Source organism: Nocardia sp. NPDC058666 (genome assembly GCF_042714895.1).
In the GTDB taxonomy this organism is placed as follows: domain Bacteria; phylum Actinomycetota; class Actinomycetes; order Mycobacteriales; family Mycobacteriaceae; genus Nocardia.
In genome coordinates this window covers 394,823-409,627 of record NZ_JBHXRY010000001.1, presented here as the reverse complement: position 1 = coordinate 409,627, position 14,805 = coordinate 394,823, and the positions used below count along the sequence as shown (strand labels likewise).

Genomic DNA, 14,805 nt, shown 5'->3' with positions numbered 1-14,805 from the left:
CGCCGCATCCGCCTTTCGACGCAGGAGGCGGAAAGCCATGCCAGACATACCGATCCGCCCCGTATCCCCGAATCGAGGAATTCGACCTAGTCGCCGGTCGACTCGAGCAACAGCTTCAGCCTGCGGTCGTCACGGTCGATGTCGCGAATAAGAATTCGCCGGAGCAACGGCTCGAAGAATCGCAACAGTCCCGACGGTCGCATCTCGAGGTGCGAGACCAGTCGCGTACTGCCGTCGGGCAGACTTGCGACATCGTAGGAGCCGCGCCCGGCGATCGAACCGTCGTCGAATTCGAAGGCGACGTCACAGGATGGCGGACCCCGTGAGAATGACCTCGGCGCGACCGCCGACCCAGATCTTGCCGTCGTCGACGCTGAGATGGATGCGGCCGTGTCTGCCTATCGCGGTACCCTGCGCGGCGACATAAGGTGCGTCGGCGCGCCCAGTCGCGATCAACCATTCCGCGGCCGCCGCGTTCAGACTGCCCGTGACCGGATCCTCGCGCAGCGGTTCATCACCCTGGGTGAAGAAACCCCGCACCTCGAACGCCGCCTCCGATCCGGGATCATGAGCGCCGATCACGCCGATATCCCAACGGCCTGGATGCGCGGTCGCGTCGGGGCGCAACGTCAGCACCGTGTCCGCGTGATCGAGCAGCAGCCCCACCCAGCCGGGTCCGTTGTCGAGCCACTCCGCGTCCACGACCTGCTCGCGCTCGATCCCGAGGATTTCGACCAGTTCGGTCAGCGTGGCAGCGTCGACCGACCCCGAACGCAGTCGCGCAGGTGCTGAGAAGGCTAGTCTGCCCCCTTCGATTCGGACGGGAACCAGACCGGCGCCGCACTGTTGCGTCACGACCCCAGGCGTCGCGGGAACACCTCCCGCATCCAGCCAGGCCCGCGCCGTTCCCAGAGTCGGGTGCCCGGCAAACGGCAACTCGGTGTTCAGGGAGAAGATTCGCACCTGATAGTCTGCCGCCCCGGCGTCAGTCGGTGGCAGCACGAAAGTGCACTCGGACAGGTTCGACCAGACCGAGAACCTCCGCATCGCCTCCTCGTCGAGCCCCTCTGCATCAAGGACCACCGCGACGGGATTGCCGGTGCAGGGACCCTCACCGAACACATCGACCTGGCTGAATCTGCGCTTCATGCCCTGAATCCTCTCGTCTGCGCCGTTCGAGCACCGCCCGCAGCGTGGTAATGAGTGTCGCTGCCGCACAGCGCAACTGATCAGATCGTGACAACCCGGACCGAGTCACCGCAGAGCATCCGAAGGTCTTCGGGGTCGGAGGTCAAGAGGACGATCGGACGTGGCGACGAGAGCGCCGTGGCGGCAACGAGTGCGTCGAGTGCGTATTTGTGGCCGTGCAGCCCTTCGCGGGCGAGCAACTTGCTCGCCTGGCGGGCAATTGCTTCAGTGGGTGGCTCCACGTTCACCCGGGATACCGCGTAGTCGTAGCGCGCTTGACTTGTCCTGGGATCACGGGCTTCGACCAGCGTCACCGAACTCGCAACCACGCGCATGTCCTCGGACTCCGCTGCGGCCAGCCACTCGGTGAGTTCCGGTGTGCGCCGGATGAGTTGAGACAATCCCTCACAGTCGAGAACGAGAGTGCCGCTCACGCAGCGTCAGCCGGGTCGGCTGCTTCGCCGCGCAGCACTGCTCGCTTGGCGTCCACAGCTGCACGGTCCACCGGACCGTGCTCGGACTCGGCGTCAACGATGAGTTCACGCAGATGATCCCGTTCGAGTTGACGCTGGATGAGCGCTTCGACGTACGCCGACATGCCACGCTTCCCCGTGCGCTCCCGCAGTGCGGCGATGGTGCCTTCATGAAGCGAGACCGAGACAGGGCGCACGGGCCCTTCACCTGGAACCATAGAGTTGCCCATCGCCCAATATTAACAACAGTATTGTTAATTGACCAGATGGTCGGCTCCACGTTCCTCAGGCGAAGCGAACTACACGTTGAAGCGGAAGTCGCAGACGTCGCCGTCGTGCATGACGTATTCCTTGCCCTCCATGCGGACCTTGCCCGCGGCCTTGGCAGCAGCCATGGAGCCCGCTTCGACCAGGTCGTCGAAGGCGACGAGTTCGACCTTGATGAAGCCGCGTTCGAAGTCGGTGTGGATGACGCCTGCGGCCTTGGGGGCGGTGTCGCCCTGGTGGATGGTCCAGGCTCGGGATTCCTTGGGGCCTGCGGTGAGGTAGGTCTGCAGGCCGAGGGTGTGGAAGCCGGCGCGGGCCAGGGCGTGCAGGCCGGGTTCGGTTTGGCCGATGGACTCGAGGAGTTCCAGGGCGGATTCGTCGTCGAGTTCGAGGAGTTCGGCTTCGACCTTGGCGTCGAGGAAGACGGCGTCGGCGGGGGCGACGGAGGCCTTCAACTCGGCGACCTTGGCCTCGTCGGTGAGGACCGACTCGTCGGCGTTGAAGACGTAGAGGAACGGCTTGATGGTGAGCAGGGACAGCTCACGCAGCAGGTCGGCGTCGATCTTCTTGCCTGCGGCGAACAGCGTGGTGCCTTCGTTGAGGAAACCCTCGGCGACCTTGGCGGCGTCGAGCAGCGGCTTGCGATCCTTCTTGACGCGCGCTTCCTTCTCGAGGCGCGGGATCGCCTTCTCGAGGGTCTGCAAGTCGGCGAGGATGAGCTCGGTTTCGATGACCTCGATGTCGGCGGCGGCGTCGACCCGGCCGTCGACGTGGATCACGTCGTCGTCGGCGAACACGCGCACGACCTGGCAGATCGCGTCGGCCTCACGAATATTGGCGAGGAACTTGTTGCCGAGGCCCGCACCTTCGGAGGCGCCCTTGACGATGCCGGCGATGTCGACGAACGACACCACCGCGGGCACGGTCTTCTCGGAACCGAAGATCTCGGCGAGCTTGTCCAGGCGCGGGTCGGGCAGCGGCACGACGCCGACGTTGGGCTCGATGGTCGCGAACGGATAGTTCGCGGCCAGCACGTCGTTCTTGGTCAGCGCATTGAACAGCGTCGACTTTCCGACGTTGGGCAGGCCGACGATTCCAAGGGTGAGGCTCACGAGAAAGAAAGTCTACGCGCTACCCCCCGCCCCTCCCCGACCCCCCGACCTGGTCGATTGATCACCACGCTCTCAGCGAGGCGTTTTCGACGAATTCCCTCGCTGAGAGCGTGGTGATCAACTGTCCATCAGGGGACCAGGACGACCTTGCCCAGGTTGGCGCGTTGTTCGATGACGGCGTGGGCGGCCGCGGCTTGGTCTAGGGGGAATTGGGCGTGGACTGTGGGGTGTAGCAGGCCTGAGGCGTAGTACTGCCAGACCTCTTGGCGGACGTCTTCGTAGCGGGCGGGGTCTCGTTGGGCGAGGCGGCCGATGCGGAAGCCGGTGAGGGTTTTGCCGCCGGACAGGAGGGCTTCGGTGTCGATGAGGCCGGTGCCGGTGCCGTAGGTGACGGCGCGGCCGCCTTCGGACAGGGCTGCGAGGGTGCCGTCCAGGCCGGTGCCGCCGACGCCGTCGAGGGCGTAGTCGGCTTGCTTGCCGCAGTGCAGTTGGTCGTAGGTGAAGACCTCGTCGGCGCCCAGTTCGCGCACGAAGTCGATCTTCGATTCGTCGGAGACCGCGCCGACCACCCAGCTCGCGCCGCGCACGCGGGCCAGCTGCACCGCGAGGTGGCCGACACCGCCCGCCGCAGCGGTGACCAGGGCGGTTTCGCCCTCGCGCGGGGCGGCGGTGTCGAGGGCGCCGAGGGCGACGAGGCCGCTGCGCATCAGGGCGACGGCGTCGACGGCGGAGGCACCGTCGGGGATGGCGGAGGCCTGGTCGACGGCGAGCACCACGTATTCGGCATAGGCGTCGGACGTGCACAGCCCGACCACGCGATACCCGACGACGAACCCGTCGACCCCGTCACCGACGCCGACGACCTCACCGGCGATCTCGGCGCGCACCTGCTCGGCTTCGCCGCTGATCCGCCGGATCGCCGACAGGGTGACCCCGATCGCCTCGACCCGCACCAGCAGTTCCCCGGCACCGGGCACCGGCACGTCGGCCGCGACGACCTCGAGCGCCTCCGAACCACTGCCGCGCTCGTACTGAACCCGCCGCATGACACCTCCTACATAAGTTGTGCGAAGGCGCCAGATTAACCGGCTGACCTCGCGTTTCCATCTACCGAACACCCGTGAGTGCGAAATCTCACCGCCGCTGTTCCTCGACGGAGAGCACGTTCGTGACGGGATTACCCCGCCACGATGTCGGCGACGCGTGGGTAATCCCACAGCGGTGGTCAGCGAGAGGGCGCGGTTTCGTCCGCCGGGGAGGTCCGCCTACCGCAGAATGGGCTACCGACTCCCCTGGTCGCCGACCCCGTTTCCGGCGTAGCGTTGCCGTATGGAGGCGACCACCGAGGTGGTGACAGCGGCCCCCGCGCCGGTTCTGGCAGCGTTCATCGACCGGTACGTGGGCTACCGACTCACGGGCTTCGCACCGGGCCTGCATCGCGGCATGCCTTCCCGCCACATGACTTTCATCGTCGCGGTCGGCCCGACGATCGATGTCATCGAACAAACCGACCCCCACCAGGCCCCCGCCAACTACCGCTGCGTACTCAGCGGCTTACAGGCGAGCCCAGCGATGATCGCGCACAACGGTTTTCAAGAAGGTGTGGCGATCGAACTGACCCCGCTGGGTTGTCGGGTCTTGTTCGGCATGCCGGCGGCCGAACTGTGGGACATCACGATCGAATGTTCCCAAGCCCAAAGAATATTGGGCGACCAACTAGCCGATGCTGTTCAATCCCAAAAGGATTGGCCCAGCCGCTTCGCCGCCTGCGACCGCGCACTCACCCTCGCGGCACGTTCCGAAATCCACCCCGGCCTCGAATTGTCTTGGGCCTGGCGAGCTCTCGTGAGCACAGGCGGCACCCACCCGATCAACCCCCTAGCCGACAAGATCGGCTGGACCCGCCAACACCTGACCCGCAAGTTCACCGCCGAGTTCGGCGCGAGCCCGAAACTGGCCGCAAGAATCATCCGTTTCGAACGCGCCCGACAAATGCTGACCAGCACCCCGTCCTACATCTCCATCGCCCAGATCGCCAACACCTGCGGCTACTACGACCAAGCCCACCTCAACCGCGACTTCGCCGAGCTGGCGGGCATCTCCCCCACCGCCTGGCTCGCCGAGGAGATTCCATCCGTCCAAGACCCCGACGCCGAACAAGCGCGAGGCTGAGTACATGGACACCACAACGAACACCCAACCAGGAATCTGGCCCTGTCTCGCCTTCACCGACGCCCGCGCGATGATCGAATTCCTCACCACTGCTTTCGGTTTCGAGGAGGTAGCGGTCTTCGCCAGAGAAGACGACGCCACCATCGTCGAACACGGCGAACTGCGCTGGCCGGGCGGCGGCGGCATCATGTTCGGCTCCACCGGCCGCGACGACTCCCCCTTCGGCACCCGACCACCCGGCGTGGCCAACCTCTACCTGGTCACCGATACCCCCGACGCCCTCTACGACCGGGCGAAGTCCGCGGGCGCGACCATCATCCGCGAACTGAGAGACGAGGACTACGGCTCGCGCGGCTTCAGCGCCGCCGACCCCGAAGGCAACCTCTGGAGCTTCGGCACCTACCGCGTGGCCTGAACAAAATTTCAATATGCGCACGATGGGCTGCGAACCTCTCCGTCGCAGTTCCGGGATCGGCTACGTTGCTGATTGCTTCACCCGAGGCTCTGCGCGTTGTACAGGAGAGTTGAGTCAATGGCGACTATCGAATATCTGCGGACCGAACCGGATTTACCTCCGGTCGGGGTCGTGGATCGCACGCCGATCACACCCGTCAAGAAGGCCGTGTTCGCGGCGATCGCCGTCGTGGGCGCCATCGCGTGGACGGTGATCGCGTTCGTGCGCGGCGAGTCCGTGAACGCGGTGTGGATCGTGATCGCGGCGGTCTGTACCTACATCATCGCCTACCGCTTCTACGCGCGGTTCATCGAATGGAAGATCACCAAGCCGCGCGACGACGTGGCCACGCCTGCCGAAATCTATGACAACGGCAAGGATTTCATGCCGATGGACCGGCGGGTGCTCTACGGGCACCACTTCGCCGCCATCGCCGGCGCGGGCCCGCTGGTGGGTCCGGTGTTGGCCGCGCAGATGGGTTATCTACCGGGCACGATCTGGATCATCGTCGGCGTGGTGTTCGCCGGTGCGGTGCAGGACTACCTGGTGCTGTGGGCCTCGACCCGTCGACGCGGGCGCAGCCTGGGCCAGATGGCGCGCGACGAGCTCGGCGCCGTCGGTGGTGTCGCGGCGATCGTGGCGATTCTGGTGATCATGACGATCCTGCTCGCGGTGCTGGCACTGGTCGTGGTGAACGCGCTGGGCGAGAGCCCGTGGGGCGTGTTCTCCATCGCGATGACCGTCCCGATCGCGTTGTTCATGGGTGTGTACCTGCGGTACCTGCGGCCGGGTGCGGTCGGCGAGGTGTCCGCGATCGGTGTCGTGCTGCTGCTGGCCGCGATCATCGGCGGCGGTTGGGTGTCCGAAACCGAGTGGGGCGCGGACTGGTTCACGCTGTCGCGCACCACCATCGCGTGGTGTCTGATCGCCTACGGTTTCATCGCCTCGGTGCTGCCGGTGTGGTTGCTGCTGGCCCCGCGTGACTACCTGTCCACGTTCATGAAGGTCGGCACGATCGTGCTGCTGGCGGTCGGCATCCTGATCACGATGCCGGTGCTGAAGGCCCCCGCGGTCTCCGAATTCGCGCACACCGGAACAGGTCCCGCGTTCGCGGGCAGTCTGTTCCCGTTCCTGTTCATCACCATCGCCTGCGGTGCGCTGTCGGGTTTCCACGCGTTGGTCTCCTCGGGCACCACGCCGAAACTGCTGGCCAAGGAATCCAATGCCCGCATGATCGGCTACGGCGGCATGTTGATGGAGTCGTTCGTCGCGGTCATGGCGATCATCACCGCCTCGATCATCGACCAGCACCTGTACTTCGGCATGAACGCCTCGGCCGGGCTCACCGGCGGCACCGCGGAAGGCGCGGCCAAGTTCACGAACTCGCTCGGGCTTTCCGGCCCGGCAGCGACGCCGGACCTGTTCGCGAACGCGGCCGCCGACGTCGGCGAGAAGTCGATCGTGTCGCGCACCGGTGGCGCTCCGACCCTGGCGGTCGGCATCTCCGAGGTCTTCTCCGGCTTCCTCGGCGGCCAGTCCATGAAGGCGTTCTGGTATCACTTCGCGATCATGTTCGAAGCGCTGTTCATCCTCACCACCATCGACGCGGGCACCCGTGTCGCGCGCTTCCTGGTATCGGACGCGCTGGGCAACTTCGGTGGCCAGTTCAAGAAGTTCCGTGACCCGTCCTGGCGGGTCGGCGCGTGGCTGTGCTCGCTGATCGTGGTCGCGGGCTGGGGTGGCGTGCTGCTGATGGGTGTCGGTGATCCGTTCGGTGGCATCAACGCGCTGTATCCGCTGTTCGGCATCGCCAACCAGCTGCTGGCCGCGATCGCGCTGACCGTGGTGCTGACGATCATCGTCAAGCGCGGGCAGTGGAAGTGGGCGTGGATTCCGGGCATTCCGCTGGCCTGGGATCTGATCGTCACCATGACCGCGTCCTGGCAGAAGATCTTCTCCGACGACCCCAAGCTCGGGTACTGGAAGCAGAACAGCCTGTGCCAGGCCGCCAAGGACGCGGGCAAGGGCTGCCTCACGGCCAAGCCGGAACAGGTCGACATCGCGATCCGCAACACCTTCATCCAGGGCACGCTGTCGATCGTGTTCGCGGTGCTGGTGCTGATCGTGACCGTGGTCGGAGTGCTGGTGTGCGCGAAGGCGATTCGGTCGGGCACGGTGTCCAGCAGTGAGACCGAGGAGCAGCCGTCGAAGATCTTCTCCCCCAGCGGTTTCATCGCCACCGCGGCGGAGAAGGACGTGCAGAAGCAGTGGGATGCGTTGATCGCCGAGGGCAAGGTCAGCGCGCCCGGATCGGTGCCACTGTCGAAGTGAGTATCACCAGGGATGCGGACGGCCGGTTCACTGAATCGGCCGTCCGCGGCTGTGTGACCGGGCCGGTTGTGACGACAGGTTCTTCCGTGAAGGCAGTGCTCGGCCGAGTGTGGGCGGCGGCGCGCGGGGTCGCCCGGTGGTACAGCGCGATCAACGGCGGCCAGGACTATCAGCGCTATGTCGACCACCTGCGGCGCAATCACCCGGACGCCCCGGTGCCGTCTGTGCGCGACTATTGGCGCGAGCGGTATGCCGAGGCCGAGCGCAATCCCACCAACCGCTGCTGCTGAGAGGCCCCAACGCGATCCGCGCCCCCGGACGTCGCTGGTGCGCCGGCCGCCGCACGCGGGCGATGAATCGATGGCTGATTTCCGCTAGCACCCCCGCCGCGTGGGTGCCATTGTGGAACGCGTGACCATCACTGCATTGGACTTCGAAGGCTGCTACCGGGCCGTGTCCACCCGCGACTCCCGCTTCGACGGGCAGTTCTTCACCGCGGTGCGCACCACCGGCATCTACTGCCGCCCCTCGTGCCCGGCGATCACGCCCAAGCGCGTCAACGTCTCGTTCCTGCCCACCGCGGCGGCGGCGCAGCAGGCCGGTTACCGCGCCTGCCGCCGCTGCCTGCCCGATGCCGCGCCCGGTTCGCCGCTGTGGAATGTGCGGGCCGATCTGGCCGCGCGGGCCATGCGATTGATCGGCGACGGCATGATCGAGCGCGGCGGCGTGCCGGGACTCGCTGCCACACTGGGTTATTCGCAACGACAACTCACGCGAGTGCTCACCACGGAGCTCGGGGCCGGGCCGCTAGCGCTGGCCAGGGCGCATCGTGCGCACACGTCGCGCCTGCTGATCCAGACCACCGAGATGCCGATGTCGGATATCGCGTTCGCGGCGGGGTTCGCCAGCATTCGGCAGTTCAACGACACGGTGCGCGAGGTGTTCGCGGTGAGTCCGACGACGATGCGCACCGAGTTGGGGCGATCCCCCCGCGCGGACGCTGTCGCACCTGCCACGCCCGGTCTGCTGACGTTGCGGCTGCCGTATCGGGAGCCCCTGGACACGCGGTGGCTGACCTGGTTCCTGTCCGCGCACACGGTGCCGGGGATGGAGGTGTGGGAGGACGGCGTGTATTCGCGCAGTCTGCGAACTCCGCACGGGCACGCGACTATTCGGCTGTCGTTTCAGCCCGGGCATGTGCGGGCCGAGTTGGCTCTGCGGGATATGCGGGATCTGGCGCCGACGGTGGCGCGAGTGCGGCATCTGCTCGATTTGGATGCGGATCCGTTGGGGATCGATGAGGCGCTGGACATCGGCAGCACGCCGGGGATCGACGGGATGGGTGGACGAGCCGATGGTCGCGCCGGTGGCGGCACCGAACACCAATCAGACTGTTCCACAACATATTCAGGTGCGAGTCGCGTCACCGATGGGCACGGATTCACGCCGGGAATCCGGGTGCCCGGTTGCCTGGATGGGCCGGAATTGTTGTTGCGCACCATGATCGGGCAGCAGATCTCAGTGCGGGCGGCGGGTACGCATACCGCGCGGCTGGTCGACGCGCTCGGTGAGCAGATCGAAGGGCCGGTTCCTCGGCTGTTCCCGACGGCCGAGGCGGTGGCCGAACACGGTGCCGAGGTGTTGACCGGTCCCGCTCGACGGGTGGCCGCCATCGTGTCCGCGGCGCGGGCGATTGCCGACGGCGAGTTGGTCCTGCACTCCGGCCGCACCGCCGATGACCTGCGAAGCGACCTGCTCGCGCTCGACGGCGTCGGGCCGTGGACCGCGGATTACGTCACCATGCGATCGCTGGCCGATCCCGACATTTTGCTCGATACCGATCTGGTCGTTCGCCAGGGTGCGGCGCTGGCAGGCATCGACCTCGGCGACACCGCGCGCTGGGCACCCTGGCGCTCTTACTTGTCCATGCACTTGTGGAAGACCGCGCTCGAAGATCGCGGCGCACTCGAACCCTCCCCTCAGGAAGCGAAACACCATGACTGACACTGCTATTCGCGTCGCGGATTTCGCGACCGTCACCACCCCGATCGGCCCGTTCACCACCATGGTCGACGCCGACGGTGCCGTGATCGCCTCCGGCTGGACCGGCGACCCGACGACACTGACCGGCCAAATCCACGCCACCTTGCGGCCTTCTGAACTGCGGCAACGGGATTCGCTGGGGGCGGTCACCAAGGCTGTCATCGACTATCACGCAGGCGACCTGACGGCGATCGACGCGATTCCGGTGCGTCAACAGTCGGGCGAATTCCTGGTTCACGCGTGGGAGGTCCTGCGCAAGGTGCCGGCAGGCGAGCCGATCACCTACACCGAGTTCGCCGGACTTTCCGGACGCCCGGCAGCCACGCGCGCGGCGGCGATGGCGTGCGCTCGCAACTCCGCCGCGCTGTTCGTGCCGTGCCATCGCGTGTTGCGGATCGGTGGCGCACTCGGTGGGTTCCGCTGGGGACTGGAAGCCAAGACCTGGTTGCTCGCGCACGAGAAGTGACAACATCCAGTCCAGCGTTCTCCAAGTGGCTCTTCTTTTCAGGTCCAGTACCCCGGATGCTTTAACCATGCTCACTCGTCGCCTGGTCGCGCTCTACGTCGGTTTGTGGTTGTACGGCACCTCGATGGCCGTCATGATCCGTGCCGGGCTCGGCCTCGACCCGTGGGATGTCTTCCACCAGGGCGTGACCGAACACGTGCCGTTGAGCTTCGGCGTAGTCACCGCGCTGACCGGAATTGTCGTGCTGCTCGCCTGGATTCCGCTCCGTCAGCGGCCGGGTCTGGGAACGATCAGCAACGTGGTGGTGATCGCGATCGCCGTCGACGCCGCGTTGTGGTTGATCCCCGCCGTGGACGGCATGTGGTGGCGAGTGCTCGCCATGGGCGCGGCAGTGGTCGTGAACGCCGCGGCGACAGTGCTCTACATCGGCGCGGGCATGGGGCCGGGTCCCCGCGATGGCCTGATGACTGGACTGGTCGCCCGCACCGGCTGGCCGGTCTGGTCGGTGCGCACCGGCATCGAGGTGGCGGTGCTGACCACCGGCTGGCTCCTCGGCGGCAGCGTCGGCATCGGCACCCTGGTCTACGCGTTCGGCATCGGCCCGCTGGTCCAGCTGATGATCCCGCTCGTGGACGGCAAACTGCCCGGTTTCGAGCCGATCATCCACCAGGAACCGACACTCACCGCACAAGCTCCCGCTACGCCATGAGTTGCTGGACGTTCCGCGCCGTCAGCCGCCGACGCTGACACCGCACCCTTGCTCGCGACCACTGGCAGTGACTACGGGTCCCCTCTCGATATCGCCCTCGCGGACAACACCAGCGTGAACATCACCGCCTGACTCGTACGCGACCGTCTGTGAGGTGGGCGGGGGGTTACGTCTACTACTTACACGTTATCCGGGCGACGCCGTTCGGTGCGGGCGGAGTCGGCGCGATCGCGGTAGCGCACGTTCGGCTGGGGATGCGGGGGTGCTTCGCCGCGGCGGCGGGGGACGCGGGCCGGTTCGGGTTCGCGGGCTGCGGCGGCAGCGCGGGCCGCGCGCGGTTCGGGGGTGCGGGCGGGGCGGGGTTCGGCTTCTCGGGGGGCTGCTGCGGTCCTGGCGGCGCGGGGTTCGCGGGGACGGGCGGCGGCCGGGGCGCGCTTGGCGTCGGGGCGAGCGGCGCGGCGGGCCGGGCTCGCCATGTCCACCTCGGTGTCGGGGTCGACGTGGGTGGCGGTGCGGCGGGGGCGTTTACGGGCCGCGGTGGCCAAGTCGGGTGTGGATTCGGGGCGGCGGCGCTTGGCCGGTTTGCGTTCGCTTCTGCGGTCCGCGGCGGCGGGTCGGGCGGCCGCGGGCACGCGCTTGGCGATCGCGATTCTGGCACCGCCGATCGCCAACACCAGCAGCGTGGCCAGTGCCATCGTCGGGAAGCGTTCCACCAGCGGGATGATCAGGTTCATCAGCACGTCTTTGATCGACGCGGTGACGCGCCCACCCAGCATCTGACACGCCAGCGGCACCGCGATGAACAGCAGCAGCGGCGGCATCACCATCGTGGAGAACAGGCCGCGGAAGCGCACCGCGCAGACCGCGAGCACACAGCCCAGTACATACAGCGCCGAGAACGTGCCGGTCGGATAGGTCTCGCCGCCGAATCCGTCGATCAGGAACCCGAGACCGGTCGCACCCGTGGCGAGCGCAATCGCGGCCCAGGCGGGGATGCCGGGTACCGAGGGCACGATCGAACGTTGCGGCGCGGGCACCCGGGGTCGCGCACGTTGGGAAGCAGCCACCCCATGACACTAACTGCATATCGGCCCCTCAGGCGTCACGGCACGTGGATCTCAGAGGCGATCCTGCCCGTCGGCGAACGCGACAGCGCGCGGTCGGGTGTCGGTGAGTCGGATTGCCGGGATCTCCGAATCGGCGATCCCGAGATCGTGCATCCGGCGCGCGGTGACCATCACCCGCGACTCCATCGACCCCACCGTGGAGTTGAAAGCCGCAACGGCCTTACCGAGATTCACGCCCAGATTGTCCAGATGCTCGGCCACCTTCCCCAGTCGGGTGTACAGCTCCTTACCTAGTTGCTGCACCGTTGCCATATCGCGCGACAGCGCTTCTTGCCGCCAACTGAAGGCCACCGTTCGTAGCAGCGCAATCAATGTAGTGGGGGTTGCCAAAATCACGTTCCGCCCGAACGCGTACTCCAAGAGATCGGCGTCGGTGGTGAGCGCGGCGTCGAGGAACGGGTCGCCCGGCACGAACAGCACCACGAACTCCGGTGCCGGATCGAACGCCGCCCAGTACGCCTTGTCGGCGAGTTGGTCCACGTGCGCGCGCAGGTGCTTGGCGTGGCGGGTGAGTAAATGGGTGCGTGCGGCCGGGTCGTCGGTGGTGGCCGCGTCCAGATACGCCGAGAACGGCACCTTCGCGTCGACGACGATGTGCCTGCCCCCTGCCAACCGCACCACCATGTCGGGGCGGACCGCGCCGCGATCGTCACCACCGGGCCGTGACACCTGGGTGTCGAAATCGCAGTGCCGGGTCATGCCCGCCAGTTCCACGACCCGTTCCAGCTGGATCTCGCCCCACCGTCCCCGCACCTGCGGCGCGCGCAACGCCGCGACCAGCTGCCCGGTCTGGTCGGAGAGTCGATGCGAGGTGGCCTGCATCCCCGCGACCTGCTCGCGCAACCCCGAATACGCGTCGATCCGATGGTGTTCGACCTGCCTGATCTGCTGCTCCAGCGCGCCCACCGCATCGCGCAGCGGATCGACCATCGCACCGATCGCGGCCGAATGTCGGCGTGCGGCATCCTCATTGGCCGAGTGCAACGACTGCTGCAGCAACCGTTGATTGTCCCCGGCCGCGGCTAACCTGGCCTCCGCGGTGGCGGCGCGTTGGCCACCACGGGCGGAGTGCCCCAACCAGCCCAGACCGAAGCCTGCGGCGAAGACGAAGACGAGCGCGACGAGCATCGAAGCGGTCATGACGGCGATACTGCCCGACCCCACCGACAAGTTCGCAATTTCCGGGCAAACCGGGCATGGCGCGGGGTGTGTGAATTACACGTGTGTGGTGCGCCGATTGAATTCTGTCGGTGGTGTGCCCTACGGTTCGCGACATGCGGATCCTGCACACCTCCGACTGGCACATCGGGCGCACCTTTCACGGTGTCGACCTGCTGGCCGATCAGGCGCGCGTGCTCACAGCCATCGCGGAACTGGTAGAGAGCGAGTCGGTCGACGTGGTGGTGGTGCCCGGCGACATCTACGACCGCTCCATCCCCAACGCCGACGCCATCGGGGTCTGCAATCGCGGCTTCGAGGCGATCCGGGCGGCGGGCGCGACGATCATCGCGACCTCGGGCAACCACGATTCGCCCGCCCGGCTCGGTGCGGGCGCCAGCTTCGCCGCGGCAGGCGGGCTACACCTGTGCACCAAGGTCGCGCACGCGGACCGGCCGATCGTGCTGTCCGATATCCACGGTGACGTGGCCTTCTACGGCATCCCGTACCTGGAACCGGAGATCACCCGCGCCGAACTCGGTGTCCCGCAGGCGCATTCGCACGCCGAGATCCTCGATGCCGCGATGGCGCGGATTCGCGCCGATCTCGCGAACCGCTCCGGCGCTCGCACGGTGGTGCTGGCGCACGCGTTCGTGATCGGCGGCGAGGCGACGGGTTCGGAGCGGTCCATTTCGGTGGGCGGGGTGGAAACGGTGTCGATGTCGGCCTTCGACGGCATCGACTATGTGGCGCTGGGCCATCTGCATTCGCCGCAGACGCTGTCGGAGTCGGTGCGCTACAGCGGATCTCCGCTGCCGTATTCGTTCGGCGAGAGTTCGCATCGCAAGGCGGTGTGGATCGTCGACCTCGACGGGCAGGGGCTTGCCGCGGTGTCGCGTCATGATCTGCCGCTGGTGCGTGGGCTGAGCAGGATCACCGGAACTCTGGACAGCCTGCTCACCGATGCCGAATACGACTGCGCCGAAGAGCATTACGTGTCGGCCACGCTCACCGACACCACGCGTCCGGTGGACCCGATGCGTAAGCTGCGCGCGAGGTTCCCGCACGCGGTGCACGTGGAATGGGCACGGCCCGAAGGCAATCCGGAACTGCACTATCGCGAGCGCGTGCACGGTCGTCGTGACGCGGAGGTCGCGGCGAGCTTCCTGACCGACGTGCGCGGCACACCGAGCAAGGGGGAAATGGCATGGGTGGAACGTGCGCTGGCCGCCGCGGTGAACGAAACCGACACGGTGCGAACACGATCCGACCAGGAACCGGCTGCCTCGGAGCTGTCCGCGTGAA

General features: G+C 66.9%; 15 protein-coding genes. 8 read left to right on the top strand and 7 right to left on the bottom strand.

The window, feature by feature from the left end; translation table 11 throughout:
* Positions 1–303: 303 nt before the first annotated feature.
* The 5 genes from ACFWVD_RS01780 to ACFWVD_RS01760 form a co-directional block, all read right to left on the bottom strand.
* Positions 304–1,149, bottom strand: coding sequence for a PhzF family phenazine biosynthesis protein (locus tag ACFWVD_RS01780; protein WP_379240006.1), 846 nt, complete (start codon positions 1,147–1,149; stop codon positions 304–306).
* Between the two features lie 80 nt (positions 1,150–1,229).
* The gene (locus tag ACFWVD_RS01775; protein ID WP_379240005.1) at positions 1,230–1,589 is read right to left on the bottom strand and encodes a type II toxin-antitoxin system VapC family toxin; all 360 of its coding nucleotides are present in this window, start codon (positions 1,587–1,589) and stop codon (positions 1,230–1,232) included.
* Positions 1,590–1,618: 29 nt separating this feature from the next.
* Complete coding sequence (locus ACFWVD_RS01770; protein ID WP_379240004.1) at positions 1,619–1,891, bottom strand: hypothetical protein; 273 nt, start codon at positions 1,889–1,891, stop codon at positions 1,619–1,621.
* A gap of 69 nt (positions 1,892–1,960) precedes the next feature.
* Positions 1,961–3,040 (bottom strand): redox-regulated ATPase YchF, encoded by a 1,080-nt coding sequence (gene ychF / locus ACFWVD_RS01765; protein WP_379240003.1) that lies wholly within the window; start codon positions 3,038–3,040, stop codon positions 1,961–1,963.
* Positions 3,041–3,168: 128 nt separating this feature from the next.
* Positions 3,169–4,086 (bottom strand): zinc-binding alcohol dehydrogenase family protein, encoded by a 918-nt coding sequence (locus ACFWVD_RS01760; RefSeq protein ID WP_379240002.1) that lies wholly within the window; start codon positions 4,084–4,086, stop codon positions 3,169–3,171.
* A 283-nt stretch (positions 4,087–4,369) separates the two neighbouring features.
* Between ACFWVD_RS01760 and ACFWVD_RS01755 the strand changes: the two genes are divergently transcribed.
* From ACFWVD_RS01755 to ACFWVD_RS01725, 7 genes are all read left to right on the top strand, one after another.
* The gene (locus ACFWVD_RS01755; protein WP_379240001.1) at positions 4,370–5,212 is read left to right on the top strand and encodes a helix-turn-helix domain-containing protein; all 843 of its coding nucleotides are present in this window, start codon (positions 4,370–4,372) and stop codon (positions 5,210–5,212) included.
* A 4-nt stretch (positions 5,213–5,216) separates the two neighbouring features.
* The gene (locus ACFWVD_RS01750) at positions 5,217–5,627 is read left to right on the top strand and encodes a VOC family protein (protein ID WP_379240000.1); all 411 of its coding nucleotides are present in this window, start codon (positions 5,217–5,219) and stop codon (positions 5,625–5,627) included.
* A 117-nt stretch (positions 5,628–5,744) separates the two neighbouring features.
* The gene (locus ACFWVD_RS01745; protein WP_379239999.1) at positions 5,745–7,997 is read left to right on the top strand and encodes a carbon starvation CstA family protein; all 2,253 of its coding nucleotides are present in this window, start codon (positions 5,745–5,747) and stop codon (positions 7,995–7,997) included.
* An 86-nt stretch (positions 7,998–8,083) separates the two neighbouring features.
* Positions 8,084–8,287: a YbdD/YjiX family protein gene (locus tag ACFWVD_RS01740; protein ID WP_379239998.1), complete on the top strand. Its 204-nt coding sequence runs from the start codon at positions 8,084–8,086 to the stop codon at positions 8,285–8,287.
* Positions 8,288–8,399: 112 nt separating this feature from the next.
* Positions 8,400–10,001 carry a DNA-3-methyladenine glycosylase 2 family protein gene (locus tag ACFWVD_RS01735; RefSeq protein WP_379240935.1) on the top strand — a complete coding sequence of 534 codons (1,602 nt, stop codon included), beginning with the start codon at positions 8,400–8,402 and terminating at the stop codon, positions 9,999–10,001.
* A complete protein-coding gene (locus ACFWVD_RS01730; RefSeq protein ID WP_379239997.1) occupies positions 9,994–10,506 on the top strand; it encodes a methylated-DNA--[protein]-cysteine S-methyltransferase in 513 nt (170 codons plus the stop codon). The genes ACFWVD_RS01735 and ACFWVD_RS01730 overlap by 8 nt, the downstream gene beginning before the upstream one ends.
* Positions 10,507–10,573: 67 nt before the next feature.
* Positions 10,574–11,215: a YitT family protein gene (locus ACFWVD_RS01725; protein WP_379239996.1), complete on the top strand. Its 642-nt coding sequence runs from the start codon at positions 10,574–10,576 to the stop codon at positions 11,213–11,215.
* 179 nt (positions 11,216–11,394) lie between these two features.
* On the opposite strand, the gene ACFWVD_RS01720 is transcribed toward ACFWVD_RS01725, so the two are convergent.
* Positions 11,395–12,282, bottom strand: a complete 888-nt coding sequence (locus tag ACFWVD_RS01720; protein WP_379239995.1) for a DUF6542 domain-containing protein — start codon at positions 12,280–12,282, stop codon at positions 11,395–11,397.
* 51 nt (positions 12,283–12,333) lie between these two features.
* Entirely contained in the window at positions 12,334–13,482 is a 1,149-nt protein-coding gene (locus tag ACFWVD_RS01715) for a DNA recombination protein RmuC (protein WP_379239994.1), read from the bottom strand.
* Between the two features lie 134 nt (positions 13,483–13,616).
* On the opposite strand from ACFWVD_RS01715, the gene ACFWVD_RS01710 reads away from it, so the two are divergent.
* Positions 13,617–14,804, top strand: coding sequence for an exonuclease SbcCD subunit D (locus ACFWVD_RS01710; RefSeq protein ID WP_379239993.1), 1,188 nt, complete (start codon positions 13,617–13,619; stop codon positions 14,802–14,804).
* Position 14,805: the final 1 nt, after the last annotated feature.

Bases quoted from the DNA above. Each gene is read 5' to 3' on its own strand.
- ACFWVD_RS01755 (WP_379240001.1), top strand. From the start codon at position 4,370: ATGGAGGCGACCACCGAGGTGGTGACAGCGGCCCCCGCGCCGGTTCTG.
- ACFWVD_RS01725 (WP_379239996.1), top strand. From the start codon at position 10,574: ATGCTCACTCGTCGCCTGGTCGCGCTCTACGTCGGTTTGTGGTTGTAC.
- ACFWVD_RS01750 (WP_379240000.1), top strand. From the start codon at position 5,217: ATGGACACCACAACGAACACCCAACCAGGAATCTGGCCCTGTCTCGCC.
- ACFWVD_RS01715 (WP_379239994.1), bottom strand. From the start codon at position 13,482: ATGACCGCTTCGATGCTCGTCGCGCTCGTCTTCGTCTTCGCCGCAGGC.
- ACFWVD_RS01780 (WP_379240006.1), bottom strand. From the start codon at position 1,149: ATGAAGCGCAGATTCAGCCAGGTCGATGTGTTCGGTGAGGGTCCCTGC.
- ACFWVD_RS01745 (WP_379239999.1), top strand. From the start codon at position 5,745: ATGGCGACTATCGAATATCTGCGGACCGAACCGGATTTACCTCCGGTC.
- ACFWVD_RS01710 (WP_379239993.1), top strand. From the start codon at position 13,617: ATGCGGATCCTGCACACCTCCGACTGGCACATCGGGCGCACCTTTCAC.
- ACFWVD_RS01770 (WP_379240004.1), bottom strand. From the start codon at position 1,891: ATGGGCAACTCTATGGTTCCAGGTGAAGGGCCCGTGCGCCCTGTCTCG.
- ACFWVD_RS01760 (WP_379240002.1), bottom strand. From the start codon at position 4,086: ATGCGGCGGGTTCAGTACGAGCGCGGCAGTGGTTCGGAGGCGCTCGAG.
- ACFWVD_RS01730 (WP_379239997.1), top strand. From the start codon at position 9,994: ATGACTGACACTGCTATTCGCGTCGCGGATTTCGCGACCGTCACCACC.